The 18,404-nt window shown below is 63.7% G+C and carries 19 protein-coding genes and 2 tRNA genes; 14 read left to right on the forward strand and 7 right to left on the reverse strand.

What is annotated here, in order from left to right; genetic code table 11:
- Window positions 1–46 precede the first annotated feature (46 nt).
- The 3 genes from ABUE31_RS05255 to clpX all read left to right on the forward strand — a co-directional run bounded on the left by ABUE31_RS05255 (window position 47) and on the right by clpX (window position 3,551).
- Window positions 47–1,150, forward strand: coding sequence for an NAD(P)/FAD-dependent oxidoreductase (locus ABUE31_RS05255; protein ID WP_367722434.1), 1,104 nt, complete (start codon window positions 47–49; stop codon window positions 1,148–1,150).
- 182 nt (window positions 1,151–1,332) lie between these two features.
- Window positions 1,333–1,965 carry an ATP-dependent Clp protease proteolytic subunit gene (locus ABUE31_RS05260; RefSeq protein WP_367722435.1) on the forward strand — a complete coding sequence of 211 codons (633 nt, stop codon included), beginning with the start codon at window positions 1,333–1,335 and terminating at the stop codon, window positions 1,963–1,965.
- 302 nt (window positions 1,966–2,267) lie between these two features.
- Entirely contained in the window at window positions 2,268–3,551 is a 1,284-nt protein-coding gene (gene clpX / locus ABUE31_RS05265) for an ATP-dependent Clp protease ATP-binding subunit ClpX (RefSeq protein WP_367722436.1), read from the forward strand.
- 54 nt (window positions 3,552–3,605) lie between these two features.
- Here clpX and ABUE31_RS05270 read toward each other — a convergent pair whose 3' ends face one another.
- Window positions 3,606–4,904 carry a DUF1513 domain-containing protein gene (locus ABUE31_RS05270; protein ID WP_367722438.1) on the reverse strand — a complete coding sequence of 433 codons (1,299 nt, stop codon included), beginning with the start codon at window positions 4,902–4,904 and terminating at the stop codon, window positions 3,606–3,608.
- Between the two features lie 327 nt (window positions 4,905–5,231).
- Here ABUE31_RS05270 and lon point away from each other — a divergent pair, with 327 nt between their 5' ends.
- The 8 genes from lon to ABUE31_RS05310 all read left to right on the forward strand — a co-directional run bounded on the left by lon (window position 5,232) and on the right by ABUE31_RS05310 (window position 12,262).
- Entirely contained in the window at window positions 5,232–7,646 is a 2,415-nt protein-coding gene (gene lon / locus ABUE31_RS05275) for an endopeptidase La (RefSeq protein ID WP_367722439.1), read from the forward strand.
- Complete coding sequence (locus ABUE31_RS05280) at window positions 7,636–7,797, forward strand: hypothetical protein (protein WP_367722440.1); 162 nt, start codon at window positions 7,636–7,638, stop codon at window positions 7,795–7,797. Before lon ends, ABUE31_RS05280 begins: the two co-directional genes overlap by 11 nt.
- Window positions 7,798–7,834: 37 nt before the next feature.
- Window positions 7,835–8,107 (forward strand): DNA-binding protein HupB, encoded by a 273-nt coding sequence (gene hupB / locus ABUE31_RS05285; RefSeq protein WP_367722441.1) that lies wholly within the window; start codon window positions 7,835–7,837, stop codon window positions 8,105–8,107.
- Window positions 8,108–8,325: 218 nt separating this feature from the next.
- On the forward strand, window positions 8,326–8,526 hold the full coding sequence (locus tag ABUE31_RS05290) for a CsbD family protein (protein ID WP_367722443.1): 201 nt from the start codon (window positions 8,326–8,328) through the stop codon (window positions 8,524–8,526).
- Window positions 8,527–8,707: 181 nt separating this feature from the next.
- Window positions 8,708–9,973: a porin gene (locus ABUE31_RS05295; RefSeq protein ID WP_367722444.1), complete on the forward strand. Its 1,266-nt coding sequence runs from the start codon at window positions 8,708–8,710 to the stop codon at window positions 9,971–9,973.
- An 11-nt stretch (window positions 9,974–9,984) separates the two neighbouring features.
- Complete coding sequence (locus tag ABUE31_RS05300) at window positions 9,985–10,740, forward strand: FecR family protein (protein WP_367722445.1); 756 nt, start codon at window positions 9,985–9,987, stop codon at window positions 10,738–10,740.
- Between the two features lie 263 nt (window positions 10,741–11,003).
- Complete coding sequence (locus tag ABUE31_RS05305; RefSeq protein WP_367722446.1) at window positions 11,004–11,843, forward strand: LicD family protein; 840 nt, start codon at window positions 11,004–11,006, stop codon at window positions 11,841–11,843.
- Window positions 11,840–12,262, forward strand: a complete 423-nt coding sequence (locus ABUE31_RS05310) for an FAD synthase family protein (protein WP_367722447.1) — start codon at window positions 11,840–11,842, stop codon at window positions 12,260–12,262. Before ABUE31_RS05305 ends, ABUE31_RS05310 begins: the two co-directional genes overlap by 4 nt.
- Here ABUE31_RS05310 and ABUE31_RS05315 read toward each other — a convergent pair.
- From ABUE31_RS05315 to ABUE31_RS05335, 5 genes are all read right to left on the reverse strand, one after another.
- Window positions 12,259–13,002 (reverse strand): uroporphyrinogen decarboxylase family protein, encoded by a 744-nt coding sequence (locus ABUE31_RS05315; protein WP_367722448.1) that lies wholly within the window; start codon window positions 13,000–13,002, stop codon window positions 12,259–12,261. The genes ABUE31_RS05310 and ABUE31_RS05315 overlap by 4 nt on opposite strands.
- A 734-nt stretch (window positions 13,003–13,736) precedes the next feature.
- Complete coding sequence (locus ABUE31_RS05320; RefSeq protein WP_367722449.1) at window positions 13,737–14,102, reverse strand: PepSY domain-containing protein; 366 nt, start codon at window positions 14,100–14,102, stop codon at window positions 13,737–13,739.
- 79 nt (window positions 14,103–14,181) lie between these two features.
- On the reverse strand, window positions 14,182–15,564 hold the full coding sequence (locus ABUE31_RS05325) for a sensor histidine kinase (protein ID WP_367722450.1): 1,383 nt from the start codon (window positions 15,562–15,564) through the stop codon (window positions 14,182–14,184).
- Window positions 15,551–16,228, reverse strand: a complete 678-nt coding sequence (locus ABUE31_RS05330; RefSeq protein ID WP_367722451.1) for a winged helix-turn-helix domain-containing protein — start codon at window positions 16,226–16,228, stop codon at window positions 15,551–15,553. Before ABUE31_RS05330 ends, ABUE31_RS05325 begins: the two co-directional genes overlap by 14 nt.
- A gap of 241 nt (window positions 16,229–16,469) precedes the next feature.
- Window positions 16,470–16,546 (reverse strand) — tRNA-Asp (locus ABUE31_RS05335).
- A 186-nt stretch (window positions 16,547–16,732) separates the two neighbouring features.
- Here ABUE31_RS05335 and ABUE31_RS05340 point away from each other — a divergent pair.
- From ABUE31_RS05340 to ABUE31_RS05350, 3 genes are all read left to right on the forward strand, one after another.
- Window positions 16,733–16,808: transfer RNA gene (locus ABUE31_RS05340), tRNA-Val, on the forward strand.
- A 238-nt stretch (window positions 16,809–17,046) separates the two neighbouring features.
- Window positions 17,047–17,394, forward strand: a complete 348-nt coding sequence (locus tag ABUE31_RS05345) for a hypothetical protein (RefSeq protein WP_367722452.1) — start codon at window positions 17,047–17,049, stop codon at window positions 17,392–17,394.
- 130 nt (window positions 17,395–17,524) lie between these two features.
- Window positions 17,525–17,833 (forward strand): hypothetical protein, encoded by a 309-nt coding sequence (locus tag ABUE31_RS05350; RefSeq protein ID WP_367722453.1) that lies wholly within the window; start codon window positions 17,525–17,527, stop codon window positions 17,831–17,833.
- A gap of 22 nt (window positions 17,834–17,855) precedes the next feature.
- Here ABUE31_RS05350 and ABUE31_RS05355 read toward each other — a convergent pair whose 3' ends face one another.
- On the reverse strand, window positions 17,856–18,404 hold the full coding sequence (locus ABUE31_RS05355; protein ID WP_367722454.1) for a DUF924 family protein: 549 nt from the start codon (window positions 18,402–18,404) through the stop codon (window positions 17,856–17,858).

Raw genomic sequence — 18,404 nt, forward strand, 5'->3', positions numbered from 1 at the left:
CTCCGTCTTTCGTCCGCGGATCGCAGCATTTCCGGAATGGTTTCCCATGAAAATCGTCGTCGTCGGCGCGGGCATCGCAGGCCTTTCGACCGCCTGGTCGCTTACCAGGGCCGGCCACGCCGTGACCCTCCTGGAACAGGGCGCGAGCATCCCGAACCCGCTTGCCGCGTCGGGCGATCACCACCGCATCATCCGCCGCGCCTACCGGGCGTCGACAGGTTACGGCGCGCTGATCACCGAGGCCTACGAGGCCTGGTCGGAAATGTGGGGCGACCTCGGTCGCAGCCATCTCGATCCCAGGGGCTTCCTCTGCGTCTCGCGCGAACCGGGCGACGAGGCGGAAGAGTACCGCGAGGGCATGGAGGCGGGCGGCTGGCCGATCGAACTGCTCGATCCCGACGCCGCGGTCAAGCGTTGGTCCTTCCTCGAGCCCGGCACCTTCCGCTACGCCTACTTTTCGCCCGACGGAGGCGCGCTTCACTGCCGCAAGATCGCAGGCGGCGTGGCCGATTGGCTGCGCTCGAATGGGGCGAACGTCTATGCCGGGAGCAGGGTGGTTGCGATCGATGCCGACGAGGGCCGCGTCGAACTGGAGACCGGCGAGACGCTGCAGGGCGACCGCGTGGTCGTCGCCGCCGGAGCCTGGGTCCTGAAGCTTTTCCCCGAGCTGTCCGGCGAACTCAAGACCTACCGCACGGCGCTGGCCTACGTGGAGCCGCCGGCCGACCTCAGGGCGGCCTGGGAGGCGGCGCCGGTCATCCTCGACGTCGGCGGCAAGACCGATGGCTACATGATCCCGTTTTCGGGCGGCGCAGGCATGAAGTTCGGCTCGGGCCTGCACAAGGTGGCCACGAGCGACGCGGACTGGAACCGCGTGCCGGTCGAAGGCGAGGGCGAGGCCATCCGCGACCTCTTCTCGCCGCCGATCGCCCGCATCGGGGAGTACCGGGTCACCGAGGTTGTCACCTGCGCCTACACCTTCACCGACGACGAACGCTTCCTCGCCCATGAGAAGGGCAAGGTGCTGGTCGTCTCCGCCTGTTCGGGCCACGGCTACAAGTTTGGCGCGGCGGTCGGGCGGCGGGTCGCCGGCGCGGTCGGCGACGGCGACATCGCGGGGCTGAAGCGGTGGCTGAGGGCGGAGGCCTGAGGGTTACGCTAAGGCAGGTCCGCGGGCGGCAGCGCTCGCGGTAAGGTTAGCGGGCGGTCGGCCTTGCGCAAGGTCGATGGCGCATCCTATCTACGGTAACAAAGCCAGAGAACCGATTCTGCCCACCGCATCGCCGGGCGCCGGAATCCCCAGCCTCAAGGGCCAATTCCAAAGGGACCATGATGAGAGACCCCGTCGAACACTACATGAACCTCGTCCCGATGGTGGTCGAGCAGACGAACCGCGGCGAGCGCGCCTACGACATCTTCTCGCGCCTGCTCAAGGAACGCATCATCTTCATCACCGGGCCGATCGAGGACGGCATGGCGTCGCTGGTCTGCGCTCAGCTGCTCTTCCTCGAGGCGGAAAACCCGAAGAAGGAAATCAACATGTACATCAACTCGCCGGGTGGCGTGGTCACCAGCGGTCTCGCGATGTACGACACCATGCAGTTCATCAAGCCGCCGGTTGCGACGCTGTGCGTCGGCCAGGCCATGTCGGCGGGATCGCTGCTGCTGACGGCCGGCGAGAAGGGCATGCGCTTCTGCACCCCCAACGCCTCGATTATGGTGCACCAGCCGTCCGGCGGCTATCAGGGCCAGGCGACCGACATCATGATCCATGCCCAGTGGACCGAGGCGCTGAAGCGCCGGCTGAACGAGATCTACGTCAAGCACACCGGCCAGGACTACGACACGATCCACAACGCGATGGAGCGCGATCGCTTCATGACGGTCGACCAGGCGCTGGATTTCGGCCTGATCGACAAGGTGATCACGTCGCGCGACGCCATGGAGGGCGCGGCGTCGGCCTGAGGCTGACGCTGCGGCAGTTTGACCTGCCGCCGGCGTGACATATTTTTGAACGGTCCTGCGGCATTTCGGTCACAATTAACTGTTTCCTCCGTTGGACCGACCGCCTACGTTAAGCCTATGTTGATTTTCGGCGGCTTAGCTTCGTGCGGGGCTGAAAGCGGGTCATTGCCGCGCTTGTCGAATGCGTGTTTCGTGGGGATGCGTGCTGAGCACATGTTTCGCTGCGAGCGGACAACTGCTCTACAGTGCATGAGAGGCGCCGGCTCCGATCGGGGCTGCGCTACGGAAAGGATCAGGTCAACATGAGCAAGGTCGGCAACACCAGCGGCGGCGGCGACTCCAAGAACACGCTCTATTGCTCCTTCTGCGGCAAGAGCCAGCACGAGGTGCGCAAGCTGATCGCCGGCCCGACGGTGTTCATCTGCGACGAGTGCGTCGAACTTTGCATGGACATCATCCGCGAGGAGAACAAGACGTCCATGAAGGTGGCGCGCGACGGCGTGCCGACCCCGCAGGAGATCCTGAAGGTCCTCGACGACTACGTGATCGGCCAGCCCTACGCCAAGCGCGTGCTGTCGGTGGCCGTGCACAACCACTACAAGCGCCTCGCCCACGCCGGCAAGAACAACGACGTCGAGCTGGCGAAGTCGAACATCCTGCTGATCGGCCCGACCGGTTGCGGCAAGACGCTGCTCGCGCAGACGCTTGCGCGCAGCATCGACGTGCCCTTCACCATGGCCGACGCGACGACGCTGACCGAGGCCGGCTATGTCGGCGAGGACGTCGAGAACATCATCCTGAAGCTCCTGCAGTCGGCCGACTACAATGTCGAGCGCGCCCAGCGCGGCATCGTCTACATCGACGAGATCGACAAGATCAGCCGCAAGTCGGACAACCCCTCGATAACCCGCGACGTCTCGGGCGAGGGCGTCCAGCAGGCGCTCCTGAAGATCATGGAAGGCACGGTCGCCTCCGTGCCGCCGCAGGGCGGCCGCAAGCACCCCCAGCAGGAGTTCCTGCAGGTGGATACGGCCAACATCCTGTTCATCTGCGGCGGCGCCTTCGCCGGGCTGGACAAGATCATCTCCGACCGCGGGCGCAAGACCTCGATCGGCTTCGGCGCCACCGTGGCCTCGCCGGAAGACCGGCAGACCGGCGAACTGTTCCGCCAGGTCGAGCCCGAGGATCTCCTGAAGTTCGGCCTCATCCCGGAATTCGTCGGCCGCCTGCCGATCCTTGCCACGCTTGAGGACCTCGACGAGCCGGCGCTGATCCAGATCCTAACCGAACCGAAGAATGCGCTGGTGAAGCAGTATCAGCGGCTGTTCGACATGGAGAATGTCGAGCTGACGTTCCACGACAACGCATTGTCGGCGATCGCCCGGCGCGCCATCGAGCGCAAGACCGGCGCGCGCGGCCTGCGCTCGATCATGGAATCGATCCTGCTCGACACGATGTTTGAGCTGCCGGCGCTGGAAGGCGTGCAGGAGGTGGTGATCTCCGAGGAAGTTGTCTCGGGCAACGCCCGGCCGCTCTATATCTACACCGAGGCCAAGGAAAAGAAGGACAGCAAGGCAAGCGCGTAAGCGCGCTCGTCCTTCAGTCCAACGGCGCCTTCGGGCGCCGTTTTCGTTTGGGGTTCAGGCCGCCGTGATGTGGCTGTGGCCGAAGAACACCGGATACAGGCAGAGGTCCCGCACCAGGCGGTGCGTGCCGCGCTCGAAGACGAACAGGTTTTCCCAGTGGCCGGTCACGCAATAGTGCTTTCCGTCGGGCAGGAAGGTCACGCCGGCCGGGTAGCGCAGCCCTAGGGTGCGGGTGTCGAGCACGTTCGAGACCGCGCCCGTCGCGCCGTCGAAGACCATCACATGGTGCGTCGTCGGATAGGTAGCGATCGCTTCGTCGTGCCGCTCGTCATAGCGGATGGAAAGGCCGTGGCGCATGTGCTTCATCGCGGCGGCGTCGCCCATCCTGGTCAGGCGGTTTCGGGCGGCGTCGTATTTCAGCGTCGCCGCCGCCATGTAGTTGTAGCCGGGATCTGTGGTGATGTCGGTCTCGTAGGCGACGTCCTCGCCGCTGAGCTGGCGCGAGTCGGCGCGGTCGTTGCCGTAGCGCGCCTGGATCGCGAAGATGCGGTCGAGCCGGCCGGCCGCGAGATGGCGAAGCTCCGTGTCGGAGCGTCCCGTGATGCGCTTGTCGACCAGCTTGCCGCTCGCCACCTCGATGACGGTGATCGACGCCTGCACGACGTTGCGCGGGATCGTGTACTGGCCGGTCTCGGCGGACACGGTGGATCCGTAGTTGGCGGCGACGATGTATTTGCCGTCCTCCGTCAGCCGGATGTCGTGCGGGTCGATGCCGTGCGTCGAATAGGTCTCCGCGATCCTCAGCGTCTTCGGGTCGCGAATGGTCAGCCTGCCGTAGTGGCGCGCCGCGTCGCCCTGGTACGACTGGTAGGGCGCGCGCTCCGACAGGATGACGGTTCGCCCGCCGTCAAGGTAGACGGCGTGGCCGCCGCCGCGCCAGCCTTCGCTGAGCGCCGGGCCGATGGCCGCCAGTTCCAGCGTCCTCGGGTCGAAGGCGGTGTGCTGCTCGCCGTCCATCGAGCAGAGCACGCCGATCGAGCGATCCGGCGCGACCTCCACGTCGTGCGCCGCGACGGGCAGCAGCGTCTGCCGGACGGAGCCGTCGAAGCCGACCCTGGTCAGCATCTTGTAGAGCGGCTGTCCCCGGACCGCCCGGTTGAAGCGGCGGTTCTTCGCCAGCGGCTTGCCGTTGGCATAGGCGCTGTCGGGGAAATAGCCGGGCACGTAGACGGCCGTGTCCTTCAGGTCGGCGGCGACCTTGCGCTTCGGCGCGGCAGACGCGTCGGGAGCCGCCGTCGCGGCGATCGCAAGCAGCGCGCCTCCGGTCAGAAGTCGGCGGCGGTCAACCGGCATGGGGATTACCTAGGGTCAATGCGGGGAGGCTCCGGCGGTTGCGACAGGTTTCGGCGCGATCCCTTTGATAGAACACGCACTTCCTAAGACAGCGTTGCATTGTAGAGCGACTTGTGCCGTTGCGGAAGTCGAGCCATGCGCCCGGCGCGTGCCTGCCGCAGCGATACTTGATCTTTGCCGTCTGCCTATCCAATTAAGCGTTGTCAGGTTTCGAACCGAACTCGTGCTGAAATCCCACATGTCGGTGATACGTGGTAGGCGAGGCGGCTCGTGGCCGCTAATATGGATTCGCGGTCGGCTCAAGGCGGCCGCGAGGAAAGGTAAATGATGGCCAAGGTATCCCGGACTTCCGGCAACGGCGTCTTCGCGGTTCTCCCGCTGCGCGACATCGTGGTGTTCCCGCACATGATCGTCCCGCTCTTCGTCGGGCGCGAGAAGTCGATCAAGGCGCTGGAAGAGGTAATGGGCGCCGAGAAGCAGATCATGCTCGCCACCCAGAAGAACGCCGCCGAGGACGATCCGGCCGCGGACGGCATCTATGAGGTCGGCACTCTCGCCAATGTCCTGCAGCTGCTCAAGTTGCCGGACGGCACCGTCAAGGTGCTCGTCGAGGGAACCTCGCGCGCCAAGATCACCGCCTTCACCGAGCGCGAAGATTTCCACGAGGCGCACGCGACCGTTCTGCGCGAGCCGGAAGAGGAAGAGATCGAGATCGAGGCGCTGGCGCGCTCGGTGGTCTCGGACTTCGAGAACTACGTCAAGCTGAACAAGAAGATCTCGCCCGAGGTTGTCGGCGCGGCGAGCCAGATCGACGACTATTCCAAGCTCGCCGATACGGTCGCCTCGCATCTCGCGATCAAGATTCCCGAGAAGCAGGAAATGCTGGCGACGCTCTCCGTCAAGGAGCGGCTCGAGAAGGCCATGGGCTTCATGGAGGCCGAGATCTCGGTTCTCCAGGTGGAGAAGCGCATCCGCTCGCGCGTCAAGCGCCAGATGGAGAAGACGCAGCGCGAATACTACCTCAACGAGCAGATGAAGGCGATCCAGAAGGAGCTCGGCGAGGGCGAGGACGGCCGCGACGAGGCGGCCGAGATCGAGGCGCGCATCAAGAAGACCAAGCTCTCGAAGGAGGCCCGCGAGAAGGCGGAGGCCGAGCTCAAGAAGCTGCGCACGATGTCGCCGATGTCGGCCGAATCGACGGTTGTCCGCAACTACCTCGACTGGCTGCTGTCGATCCCGTGGGGCAAGAACTCCAAGGTCAAGCAGGACCTGAATTTCGCGCAGGACGTGCTCGACACCGATCACTACGGCCTCGAGAAGGTCAAGGACCGCATCATCGAGTATCTCGCCGTGCAGAGCCGGCAGAAGAAGCTGAAGGGGCCGATCCTCTGCCTCGTCGGCCCTCCCGGCGTCGGCAAGACCTCGCTCGGCAAGTCGATCGCCAAGGCGACCGGACGCGAGTTCGTGCGTATGGCGCTGGGCGGCGTGCGCGACGAGGCTGAGATCCGCGGACACCGCCGCACCTACATCGGCTCGATGCCCGGCAAGGTCATCCAGTCGATGAAGAAGGCGAAGAAGTCCAACCCGCTCTTCCTGCTCGACGAGATCGACAAGATGGGCATGGACTTCCGCGGCGATCCGTCGTCGGCCCTGCTCGAGGTGCTTGATCCCGAGCAGAACGCGACCTTCATGGACCACTATCTGGAGGTCGAGTACGACCTGTCGAGCGTGATGTTCGTGACGACGGCCAATACGCTGAACATCCCTGCGCCGCTGATGGACCGCATGGAGATCATCCGTATCGCCGGCTACACCGAGGACGAGAAGGTCGAGATCGCCAAGCGGCACCTGATGCCGAAGGTGGTGCGCGACCACGCGCTGCAGCCGAACGAGTTCTCGGTAAGCGACGCGGCGATCCGCACGATCATCCAGACCTACACGCGGGAAGCGGGTGTGCGCAGCCTCGAGCGCGAGTTGATGAAGCTCGGGCGCAAGGCCGTCACCGAGATCCTGAAGTCGAAGAAGAAGCGGGTCGACGTCACGCCCGAGAACCTCTCCGACTATCTCGGCGTGCAGCGCTTCCGCTTCGGCCAGGTCGAGGCCGACGATCAGGTCGGCGTGGTCACCGGGCTTGCCTGGACCGAGGTCGGCGGCGAACTGCTGACGATCGAGGGCGTCATGATGCCCGGCAAGGGCCGCATGACGGTGACCGGCAACCTGAAGGACGTGATGAAGGAATCGATCTCGGCGGCGGCGTCCTACGTCCGCTCGAGAGCCATCGATTTCGGCGTCGAGCCGCCGCTGTTCGACAAGCGCGACATCCACGTGCACGTGCCGGAAGGCGCGACGCCGAAGGATGGACCGTCTGCCGGCGTCGCGATGGCGACCGCGATCGTGTCGGTGCTGACCGGCATCCCCGTCCGGGCGGATGTCGCCATGACCGGCGAGATCACGCTGCGCGGCAGGGTGCTGCCGATCGGCGGCCTGAAGGAGAAGCTGCTCGCGGCTCTGCGCGGCGGCATCAAGAAGGTGCTGATCCCGGAAGAAAACGCCAAGGACCTGGCCGATATTCCGGACAACGTGAAGAGCGGCATGGAGATCGTCCCGGTCTCCAGGGTCGGCGAAGTGCTGAAGCATGCGCTGGTTCGCATGCCCGAGCCGATCGAATGGGTCGAGCCGGCAGCGGCTCCGGCCTCGTCGGCGGAGCCGGGCGAGGACAGCGGAAAGTCGCTTGCGCACTGACAAAAATCGCGTGTTGCGCCGCAACAAGCAAAAGCCGGGCCTCGCGCCCGGCTTTTTTTGTGAAAAAAGCCCGGAATTCCAAGGGTTCCATCGATTTTTCGGCTTGGTTGTGGACGAGGTTCTTTCTAAAGTCCGCTTCATGCCGGCATGAGTCTCTCGTCCCGGTTTTCTCATGGAAGGGAAATTAGATGAACAAGAACGAACTGGTGTCTGCCGTTGCCGACGCTGCTGGTATTTCCAAGAGCGATGCGCAGTCGGCAGTTGACGCGGTCTTTTCCGTGATCACCGGCGAACTGAAGAAGGGCGGTGACGTGCGCCTGGTGGGCTTCGGCAATTTCTCCGTGTCCAAGCGCGCTGCCTCGACGGGCCGCAACCCGCAGACCGGCGCGGCCGTCAAGATTCCCGCTCGCACGGTTCCGAAGTTCTCGGCCGGCAAGGGCCTCAAGGACGCGGTCAACTGATCGCACGCACCTGACCTTGGAAAAAGCCGGGCATGCCCGGCTTTTTCTTTGCCCGGACTTTGCCGCACGGAACCGCGCTTGTCGCGGTCTTGGCGGAACCAAGTCTTTCCTCTTCCGTTGACAGACATGCCGCACGCGTGGCGGCCGCGGGCCATCGGCCTGCAGGGTTCGGCGCCGTCCGGCGGCGAACGTCACACCAGACAACGAGGAGAATCCGGATGGACTGGAACCGCGTCGAAGGAAACTGGAAGCAGATCAAGGGCAAGGCCAAGGAGCAGTGGGGCAAGCTCACCGACGACGATCTCGACACGATCGCCGGCAAGCGCGAGCAGCTCGAGGGCAAGATCCAGGAGCTATACGGGATCGAGCGCGACCGCGTGCGCCGCGAAATCGACGAGTGGTATGCCCGCCTGAATTGAGCCGACGGCCGCATTCGCAGCTCTTTTCGAGCTTTTCAACCGCCCGCATGCAGCGGGCGGTTGTGGCTTGAAGGCCACAGTTGCGGCATGAAAAGTGCCGAACCCCGTATACAGCCTGTGCGTGCCGTTGCGGCATCGCCCGCTCTGCCGCAGATGTAGTGCAGAGACGCGGGAGATGCGGATGAATTCCATGCGCCTGATGCTTACGTCGGCGGCGGCGCTGGTGGCTGCCGTTTCCAGCGCGCGCGCCGCGGACGCAATCGTCGCCGTCGAGCCGGAACCGATGGAATATGTCCGCGTCTGCGACACCTACGGCGTCGGCTTCTACTATATCCCGGGCACGGAGACCTGCCTGAAGGTCAGCGGCTACATCCGCATGGATATCGGGGCAGGGGCGTTCGGCTTGACCGGCGTCACCGACAAGCAGGACGACAGTCCGTGGTGGCAGGATCCGCAGCTCAACGACACCTATGACCTCAGGACGCGCTTCCAGCTGCGCATGGACGCGCGTTCCGAGACGGAACTGGGGACGTTGCGGGCCTACGCCGCTGTGAATTTCGACTACGACACCGACGCGGTCCGGACGGACCGGTACTTCAACGACGACGACTTCTTCACGGACACGGCCGACTATGTGTCCATCGAACACGCCTATATCGAACTCGCTGGCTTCCGTGTCGGCAAGACGGATTCGCTGTTCTCGACATTCACGGGCTATGGTGGCGGCGTCATCAACGACGACATCATCGGCTACGGCCCCTACGGCACGCACCAGATCGCCTACGGGTGGAGCAACGACAGCGGCTTTGGTGCAGCAGTCGCGCTGGAGTTCGGCGCGGGCGACCTCATTGCGCCGTTCCTGCCGCCGCCTCTGGCCGAAATCGACCTCTATGCCCTGGATAGCTATGTGCCGCACGTCGTCGCGGGCGTTGGCTGGCATGGGGCATGGGGCGGCGTCTCGGTTGTCGCCGGCTACGATTCCGTTTGGGAGCAGGGCGCGATCAAGGGCCGTGTCGATTTCTACCCGACCGACAGGCTCGCCCTGTTCGCGATGGCCGGGTGGGCCACCTATGACAAGGATCGCTCCAGCGTCGAATATTTCGACTTCGATGATTTTACGTTCCGCACGGTCGATACCAAGGACAGCCCGAACTACTATGCGCCTTGGGGCCGGTCGTGGGCCGTCTGGGCCGGCGGCTCGTACATGCTGACCGACAAGGCGACGTTCAACCTGCAGGTCTCCTACGACCAGATGGAGGATTTCGCTGTCGTCGCCAACGTCGCGTATGAGCTTGTCCCGAACTTCGTGGTGACCCCGGAGATCGCCTACATCGACAACTTCGACGACGACTTCAGCGACTGGTACGATGCCGCCACCGACGGCGGCGACCTGATTTCCAAGAACTGGGGTTTCTTCGTGCGCGCACAAGCGAATTTCGGCGGTTGATGGAGCCTGGGATGCAAAACTTGGGCAAGAAGACGATCGCGACCGCCGCAGCCCTGCTGGCGACTTCGGTGGCATTCGCGCAGGAGCAGGTCGGGCAGGCGACGCTCATCAAGACGGCGGTGTCCGGGGCCGGCCAACCCCTTTCGGTCCGTTCTCCCGTCTATCGCGACGAACGCATCACCACCTCGGCGAGCGGTCTCGGCGAGTTCACGTTCCGCGACGGCACCAAGTTCGCGGTCGGTGGCAATTCGTCGGTCGTCATCGATCGCTTCGTCTTCGACGATTCGAACAGCTTCAACCAGCTGACCCTGAACGCCGCGCGCGGCTCGTTCCGCTGGATCAGCGGCAAGTCGAAGTCCGACGCCTACGAAATCGTGACGCCCTCGGGCGTCATCGGCGTGCGCGGCACCCGGCTCGACATCTTCATCGGCGAGGCTGGGTTGACGTCGGTCGTCCTGCTTGAAGGCGGCGCGCGGTTCTGCGGCGTGAATGGCTGCCAGGAGCTACGCCGGCGCTGCGACGTCGTCATCGCGACGCCCGACGGCGGCGTCAGCGATCCCGCGCGCGTCGATCGCAGCGTCTTCCAGTCGATGGGCACCGACAGCGCGTTCCCGTTCCTGTCGGGCCGCCAGCGGCTGACGCGCGGCTTCTACGGCTTCGCCAGCGGCAGCTGCGGCCTGTCGTCCGGCTCGGGCATGCAGCGCATGGAGCGCAACGGCGCCGACCGGCCCGAACGCCCGAACGCGCCGAGCGGCTACCTGGACTGAGGCCTGCCGGCCTTTTGTCGGTAGCCCTGGCGGCTTAATTCTAGACGTGATGCGATCCGTCTCGGAGTGAACCTCCTGTTCCAGCCCTGGCGCGCGTCGATTGCCTGAGAAAGCCCGCTTCCGGGCAACCATTGCGGGGTTCGTTGTTCGGAGGCGGAATGGTAACGTGTTGATTCACCGACATGGCGCCGCCGTTGACAGGCGAGCCTGTGCTCAATTGGGCCGCTGCTGACGCTGCCTGCTCCTCGCGATAAGCAAACCCGATGGTCGCGCCCAAGATTCAGAACAGCGGTTCGCATATGTCGGCGACATCTGCGTCGCCCATGTCCATGGACGATATTCATGCCAATTTGCTGGAGATACTTGAGCAGGTCGTGTCCATCTGCGATTCGGAGGGAATAGAGGTTTTCCTCATTGGCGGTGGCTGCCTCGGGCTTGTTCGGCACGGCGGATTCGTGCCGTGGGATGATGACTTGGATTTGGCGATTTGGGCGGGCGACGTCCCTGCTTTCCTTTTGGCAATGAACCAGTTGCCGACCCACCTCGCCGTGAGGGCCGAGCCCCCGGATTACCATCCTGCGTACGGCCATCCGCTCTATAAGGTGATGGATGCTCGCACACGCGTGACGGGAGGAGACGCGCTAGACGGCGACGGCGTGTTCATTGATATCGTCCCGATGATGCACTGGAAGGGCAGGATCACCAAGAGCATCGAAAGCCGCTTCTGCCGGATAGGTGGCCTTCGAAACTTCCGTCCCCGCGAGGATCTTAAGCACTCTCCGCTACGCGAATTTGGCAGGTCACTGGCCCTAGGGTTCTTGAGACGGGTGCTTCACCCCATATTCCTGCGCCAGGATGCGGAGTGCCGGGCGAAAAAGGCAGGGATCGTAACAGGCGCATTTGGACGGAAATGGGTCGGCAGGTTCGAGTACGATGTGGTGTTCCCCTTGCAGCGCACCACTTTCTGCGGTGTCAGCGTTTTGGCTCCGAGGGACATCCACGGGTTCCTCGTACGCCGTTATGATGCGAATTACATGACGGTGCCCGATGAGCGTAGCCGCTGGCGGCATTTCACTAGCGCCAGCGTGGTGGAAGACCAATGACCCGGATTATGACATTCGGCGCGTTTGACCTCCTCCACTACGGCCACATGCGACTGTTGCAGCGCCTCTCCGAGCGAGGAACGTACCTCATCGTGGCGCTGGCTACCGACGAGTTGATTGGCATGGGAAAGGGATTGCCGTTTTATCCCTATGCCATTCGTCGTGAGATGCTCTTGCACACACGCTACCCCAACGAAGTTGTACCGCATGGCGGGCAGCCCGACGGGGTAGGAAGAGTGCGGCTGGTCGCCGGCAAAATCGAACTCGTGCAGCACTTCGAGATCGATGAGGTCGTGATGGGCGATGATTGGCTGGGAGAGTACGACTTCCTCAAGCCTTACTGCAGAGTGTCCTATGAGCCCCGAACACTAGATATCTCCACCACGCTAATCAGGCGCAAGGCCGCGATTGGCGGCTAAACGCGCAGTAGCGCCGGGTCAAGGAGCGCCTTCATTTTTCTTGCCGACAATGAAGGAGAGACGATGCACCCCGGGGCGATTATGAGGCCCTCTGGTCCCGCCCCAGCGATTGCATCTGCAAGCTGACGCTGCATCTCCGACATGCTGACCGTGGTAAGTGTCGAGGACGAGAGACCTCCCATTAGGCAGCGACTATCTGCGCGGAGATCGGCCAGGGTCGGATGATCAGGCCCACCACTTTCCAAATGCAGGACCTCTCGGGGATAGTGGTTCACCGCTGTCGCATCGAGGTTTCTGCCGTGCAAATGCAGCATGCGGACTATACCTGCTCCCGCTTCGAGCACATCCACATCGTGCTGTCGTTCGGCTGCGGAGGTAGGTAGGCTTCGATCCGCGGCCAAAGTAGCGAAATATATTCCGAAACAGCCCATCTCCCTCACACGGCGGACGTGGTTGCGAGTTTCCTCGGTGAGGCGACTCAGGACCTCCGCCAGATCATGGCTTTGATGGGATGCACAGGCGGCAAAGCCTCTGCCGACGTGGCGAAGCAGATACATCCACGGACTGTAGACAGTCTCGACAATCGGTACATCTGCGCCAATTTCGTCAACTAACGCCCTGAGCAATTCTCTTTGCAGGCGAAACGGGGCGCTCCAATCTGTGTTGGCGAGCATGGCCTGCAAGTCGATCGTGGCCGTGTCATCGACTGCCGCAGGATAGGTCAGTCGGTAGTCGAACATGACCTTCAGGAAGTCCCATCCGTAGGTGGCTTGGAAAGCTGCGTGAAGCGTTGCCACAACGTCAGGAGGCAGGTGCTCTGAGCCGAAATGAAACCAGGCACTTACGGGGACCTGGTCTGGCCGGCACCCATCGACAGCGGAACGCATGCGGGTGAATCGTGTCATTCCCCCTTAGCATGATGTGCAGCCAATATGCCCTCCTAACGCGACAGTCCGAATTGAAGGCCCTACGATTTGTAAGCCCTTGCTGGTCTCCGCTGAGAACTTGGCCGGCCCCTGTCGGATGATCCAATCGAGTGTTAGTGCATGCTTGGTCTTCGCGCTACGGTCGGGTTGGCCGGCGAAGCTGGTCCGGTGTGCGTCGTCAGGGTTTTGGAACCACTGGCGGCGTTCGACGGTGGAGAAGAAGCGGACAGCGAAGAAGCGGACACGCTTGCGATGATGCTCGATTCGGCACGCCGGGGGGCTGCGGCTTGTCGTCCGGCTCGGGCATGCAGCGCATGGAGCGCAACGGCGCTGACCGGCCCGAACGTCCGAACGCGCCGAGCGGTTACCTGGACTGAGGCCTGCCGGCCGTCTTCCTTCCATCAGTCAGGCGTCTTCGGTCTGGTCGATCGGGTCGAAGCAGGAAAGCCCCACCCCATGGGCGCGTCAGGCCGGCGGGGTGAGGCTCAGAACCGTTGCTCGGTCCAATCGCTCGTTGCCTCGCGATCCAGTTGGGTCAGTTCCGACGATCAGTCTTCGTCGTCGCCTTCATCGTTCTTGTCTTCGTCGTGGCGTTCCTCGTCGTCTTCGTTCGCCGCCATCTTCATGACCTCGCCGGACATGGCATCGACCGAGACATCCTGCTGGCGCCCGTCAGCGCCGACGATCTCGACGTGGAATGCCGGCTTGCCGGCGTCGTCGTAGATCTCCACCGACGATACGGTGCCGGGAACCTTGGCGGTCGCGGCCTTCAACGCATCTTCAGCCGTAAGCTTGGCGGCTTGGAGAGCCAGCGTCTCGGTGCTCTCATCGGAGCCGCCTTCGGCATAGGCTGGCATCGCTGCGCCGACGACGCCGGCGGCAAAAATCAGTCCGATCAAAGTGTTGTTGGTCATTCTCCGTTCCTTTCCATGGGGATGTTGGCCCTCTCCATGGCGAGAATGTCAGTCGGAGATGTCCTGCAGATTGCCGGATCTATACGGATTGGTATGGTTCTGCGCGGGAAACGAGCGGAAAGTCCACGACAACATCCAGACCTGGTCTGGCGTCTTCGAGGGCTATGGTCGCGTGGTGCAGATCGGCAATCGCTTTCACCATGCTGAGGCCCAGCCCGTTGCCCGGGGTCGAGCGGCTCTTGTCCATGCGATAGAGCCTTTGGAAAACCCGGCTGCGTTCGGCGGCCGGAATTCCCGGACCGTTGTCGGAAAATCGAAGCCGGGCAGTTCGTCCGTTCGTTGCGCATTGCATCGCAATCTTCGTGCCCGGCGGCGTATGCGTCAGCGCGTTCTCGACCAGGTTGGCGCACATTTGGACGAGCAAATCCCGATCGCCACTGACCGGTGAATTCGCCGCCTGTCCGAGCGAAAGGGTTTTCCCGGCATCGATCGCCACCTCGGCATAGGCATCGTGGACATCGCGCAGGACATCGGCCAGGTCGACCATCTGGAACCGGGCGCGTTTTGCGCCAGCCTCGATCTGAGCGATTCTCAACAGCGCGTCGAAGGTCTGCGTCGCGCTCTCAAGCTCCACCGTTGCTTCGCGAAGGCCTGCCGCCAACTCTGACGAGGATGCATGCGACGACGCGCGCTCAAGCGCGATGCGGATACGGTTGAGCGGTGTTCTCAGGTCGTGTGCGATGTCGTAGCCGACTTGGCGCAGTCCCTCCATGAGCACCGTGATCCGGTCGAGCGCGGCATTGACCTGGGTCGACAGGGCGTCAATGTCGTCGTCATTCCCGAGAAGAGGAATTCGAGCGCCGACAAGACCTTGCGAGACCGCGTTCATCGTCGCGCCGATCGCGTCAAGCCTGCGCTGGACCCGACTAGCGATGAAACCGCCGCCGGCAATCGCCAGAACCGAGGCGAAAAGCGTTGCCCAGGCAAAGCCCGACAATACCAATGTGCGCAGTTCGTCGGTTTCGGCGTAGTCAATGGCAACGCCCAGCGAGTACGCCCCGACTGCACTGAACAGGACGCGATAGGCGTCGTCGCCGGATTGACCGAGTTCCCGTCCGGACTTGGTGGCGAGCCCTGGCACGACTGGGCTGGAGAGCCTCATCGAGCCGGCCACCGGGGTCCCTTGCTGGTCCCACAAGCCAAACAGCTGTTCTCCGTCGTGGGCCAGGTCGGCGTGGTCTTGCACGGCAGCGACAAGTGTTCCGGGATCGTTTTGATCGTAGCCTGCCGACAGCAGCGCGGTGGTGCGTTGGAGTTCTTCGTCGACCCGGTCTGAAATCTCGCTGCTCATGATCTGGTAGACGACCAGACCGGAGAGCAGAAGCGAGCCGATCAGCAGCACTGCGAACGCCAGCGCCAGACGGAACGGCGTGCTGCGACGAAGCTGGCTAGTTCGGCGCACGTAGACTGTATCCCGTGTTGCGGAGGGTATGCAGAAGCGGCTGGGCGAACGGCTTGTCGATCTTTCCCCGCAATCGACTGACATGCGTTTCCACGACGCTGGTCTTGGGGTCGAAGTGAAAGTCCCAGACCTGCTCCAGAAGCATCGTACGCGTCAGCACGCGCCCCGCGCCCCTCATCAATACCTCGAGCAGCCGGAACTCCCGCGGCTGAAGTTCGATCTCCACGCCGGCTCGGGTGACCCGGCGGGTAATCAGGTTCATCTCGAGGTCGGCAACCTGAAGGACCGTCTGCTGCTCCTGCTGCTGAGGTCGGCGAGCGAGCGCATGAATCCGCGCAAGGAGTTCGGAGAAGGCAAACGGCTTGACGAGATAGTCGTCGCCTCCGGCCTCGAGGCCTTCGACGCGATCTTCGACGCCCGAGACCGACGTCAGGAAGATCACCGGGGTCCTGGCGCCGGCTGCTCGGGCCGATTTTACAAGCGAGAGTCCGTCGAGCCCGGGCAACATGCGGTCGACGATGACGACATCGTGGTTGCCGCTGATCACCGAATAGAGACCGTCGCGACCATCTGCCAGGGTGTCGCAAACATGCCCGGCCTCCGAAAGGCCGCGACTGACATAGTCCGAGGTTTTCCTGTCGTCCTCTATCAACAGTATCCGCATGAAGTAGGCTTCCAGGTCCCTTTGCTTTCAACGACCACCAAGGACCGAACCTAGCCGTTCCGGGTTGGTCCAGAAACAGAAAAGCCGCCCGTTGGCCCCGCGGGGCCGTATCAAGGTGGGATTCGCTTGCGTGCAAAGCGGCGGCGGCTTGCAGTTGGCAAGACGATGTGTGCCGGAGACCGAATTGCCAGCCGCGCCCAGGCTTCGATCCGGTTCGTTCTGCCAAATTTCAGAGAAGAAATGGCGCGAGTGACGGGGCTCGAACCCGCGACCTCCGGCGTGACAGGCCGGCACTCTAACCGACTGAGCTACACCCGCGCATGACGCGCACGTGACAACCGTGTTGCGTCGTTGGCGGCTGGATAAGGGGTTCGGCCGGGAGTGTCAAGCGCCCCGATGCGGTTCTCGACACCTCCCGGCAAGCAATTTTCATGGGGCCGCCCGGCGCTCGAATCCGCTTGCGGAAGATGACCGAAGCGACTAAACGTCCGGGCCTTGTTTTCCGGGCGATTAGCTCAGTTGGTAGAGCGCTTCGTTTACACCGAAGATGTCGGCGGTTCGAGCCCGTCATCGCCCACCATCCCGCGTCGATGGTCGTCTCCCGCATCTCTTTGAACGCCGTTCTCCGGACATTTTGGCTTTGTCCCGCGCTTCGGCCGCGGCGCCGGTAGCCTGGGATAGTCTTGCCGGGGGCGTGAACGGATCCATCGGAAAAGCGCTGGCCGGAGCGAGCGGCTGCCGCGCGATTCTCGTCGTCGGCTTGCATCGGCGCGCGACTGGCCGCACAGTCCGCGAACGCAAGGTTGCAGGAGGCGTCCATGTCATACCAGTCGGCGCAAGGACGGCGCAGCGTCGCTTCGGGAAGGCTCGCGCTCGCCGCGGCGGCGGGTCTGTTGCTGGCGGCCGGCGACGCCCAGGCCATCAGCCGCTACATGTCGACCACGCTCACCTGTTCCAAGGTCAAGGCGATCCTCGGTCGGGAAGGCGCGGCCATCCTGCAGCACCGGTCGCCGCGGACGGGCGTCGTCCTCTACGACCGCTACGTCAAGAGCCGGGCCTTTTGCCCGTCCAACCAGACGACGGACCGAACCTACGTTCCGACGTCCGACCTCAAGTCCTGTCCCGTCTACCGCTGCAAGGAGATCGAGTTCTTCGATCTGCGCTAGGCGACTTGCACTGCGCTGGGGGCGTCCGGCGTCCGCGGCTTCGTTTCACGAGATTGTCATTCGAGGCATGACGGCGCCTTGCTATCGTTCGCCGACGATCGAACCTTCCGGGCGGCGGTGCGAGGTGTTCATGCGGCGGCTTGCAATCCTTGCGGCGATGCTGGTGCTTTCAGGGGAAGCATCGGCCATTTCGCGCTACCAGACGACGACGATGAGTTGCGCGCGGGTGCAGGCGGCCGTCGTCGCCGACGGCCAGGCCATCCTGCGCTACGCCGCGCCGGACAACCCCTCGCTCGTACTTTACGACCGGTATGTTCGCGACAGTTCCTTCTGCAGCAGGAGCCAGCGCGCCGATCGGGTGAGCGTGCCGACGGCCGACACGCGCAGCTGCAAGGTGCGCAAATGCGTGCGGGCGTCGGGGGCAGGGAGCCGGCGCTGACGGGCGCGGGCCGCGCGAGGCTTCAGCCGGAGAAGCCGCCGTCGTCGAGGAAGGCCTTCTCCTCGGCCGTGGTTTGGCGGCCCAGCGCCGGGTTGCGGTGCGGGAAGCGGCCGAAGCGCTCGATGATGTCGCGGTGGATCACCGCGTATTTCATGAATTCCTCGCCATAGGGCGCCGAGAGCTCGACTGACAGGTGCTGGTCGGCCAGGTCTTCGGAGTGCTCGAAGGGCAGCACGAAGAAGATGCGCAGTTCCTCGGGCACGCGATCGACATGCCCGGCCTCGAAGGCCTGCCGGGCGAAGTGCCGCGCCAGCGGGTCGGTCGCGAACATGTGGCCGGTACCGCGAAAGCAGTTGCGCGGGAACTGGTCGAGCAGGATCATCAGGGCGAGCGCGCCGTCGGGATGGTCCATCCAGTGGTCGAGCTCGCGCCGGGCAGCGGCGAAATGCAGCGTGCGGAACCGGTCGTGGAAACCGGCGTCGAAGTCGGCGTCCTTGGTGAACCACGCCTCCTGGCCGGCATTGCTCCAGAATTCGACGACGTCGATCGCGTCGGGGTGCGGTCCGGCCAT

The organism is Mesorhizobium marinum, assembly GCF_040813675.1.
Lineage (GTDB): Bacteria > Pseudomonadota > Alphaproteobacteria > Rhizobiales > Rhizobiaceae > Mesorhizobium_K > Mesorhizobium_K marinum.

What these genes read in the sequence shown, in the direction of transcription:
- ABUE31_RS05255 (WP_367722434.1), top strand. Translation starts at nt 47, where the DNA reads ATGAAAATCGTCGTCGTCGGCGCGGGCATCGCAGGCCTTTCGACCGCC.
- ABUE31_RS05260 (WP_367722435.1), top strand. Translation starts at nt 1,333, where the DNA reads ATGAGAGACCCCGTCGAACACTACATGAACCTCGTCCCGATGGTGGTC.
- clpX (WP_367722436.1), top strand. Translation starts at nt 2,268, where the DNA reads ATGAGCAAGGTCGGCAACACCAGCGGCGGCGGCGACTCCAAGAACACG.
- ABUE31_RS05270 (WP_367722438.1), bottom strand. Translation starts at nt 4,904, where the DNA reads ATGCCGGTTGACCGCCGCCGACTTCTGACCGGAGGCGCGCTGCTTGCG.
- lon (WP_367722439.1), top strand. Translation starts at nt 5,232, where the DNA reads ATGGCCAAGGTATCCCGGACTTCCGGCAACGGCGTCTTCGCGGTTCTC.
- hupB (WP_367722441.1), top strand. Translation starts at nt 7,835, where the DNA reads ATGAACAAGAACGAACTGGTGTCTGCCGTTGCCGACGCTGCTGGTATT.
- ABUE31_RS05290 (WP_367722443.1), top strand. Translation starts at nt 8,326, where the DNA reads ATGGACTGGAACCGCGTCGAAGGAAACTGGAAGCAGATCAAGGGCAAG.
- ABUE31_RS05295 (WP_367722444.1), top strand. Translation starts at nt 8,708, where the DNA reads ATGAATTCCATGCGCCTGATGCTTACGTCGGCGGCGGCGCTGGTGGCT.
- ABUE31_RS05300 (WP_367722445.1), top strand. Translation starts at nt 9,985, where the DNA reads ATGCAAAACTTGGGCAAGAAGACGATCGCGACCGCCGCAGCCCTGCTG.
- ABUE31_RS05305 (WP_367722446.1), top strand. Translation starts at nt 11,004, where the DNA reads ATGGTCGCGCCCAAGATTCAGAACAGCGGTTCGCATATGTCGGCGACA.
- ABUE31_RS05310 (WP_367722447.1), top strand. Translation starts at nt 11,840, where the DNA reads ATGACCCGGATTATGACATTCGGCGCGTTTGACCTCCTCCACTACGGC.
- ABUE31_RS05315 (WP_367722448.1), bottom strand. Translation starts at nt 13,002, where the DNA reads ATGTTCGACTACCGACTGACCTATCCTGCGGCAGTCGATGACACGGCC.
- ABUE31_RS05320 (WP_367722449.1), bottom strand. Translation starts at nt 14,102, where the DNA reads ATGACCAACAACACTTTGATCGGACTGATTTTTGCCGCCGGCGTCGTC.
- ABUE31_RS05330 (WP_367722451.1), bottom strand. Translation starts at nt 16,228, where the DNA reads ATGCGGATACTGTTGATAGAGGACGACAGGAAAACCTCGGACTATGTC.
- ABUE31_RS05345 (WP_367722452.1), top strand. Translation starts at nt 17,047, where the DNA reads ATGTCATACCAGTCGGCGCAAGGACGGCGCAGCGTCGCTTCGGGAAGG.
- ABUE31_RS05350 (WP_367722453.1), top strand. Translation starts at nt 17,525, where the DNA reads ATGCGGCGGCTTGCAATCCTTGCGGCGATGCTGGTGCTTTCAGGGGAA.
- ABUE31_RS05355 (WP_367722454.1), bottom strand. Translation starts at nt 18,404, where the DNA reads ATGGCCGGACCGCACCCCGACGCGATCGACGTCGTCGAATTCTGGAGC.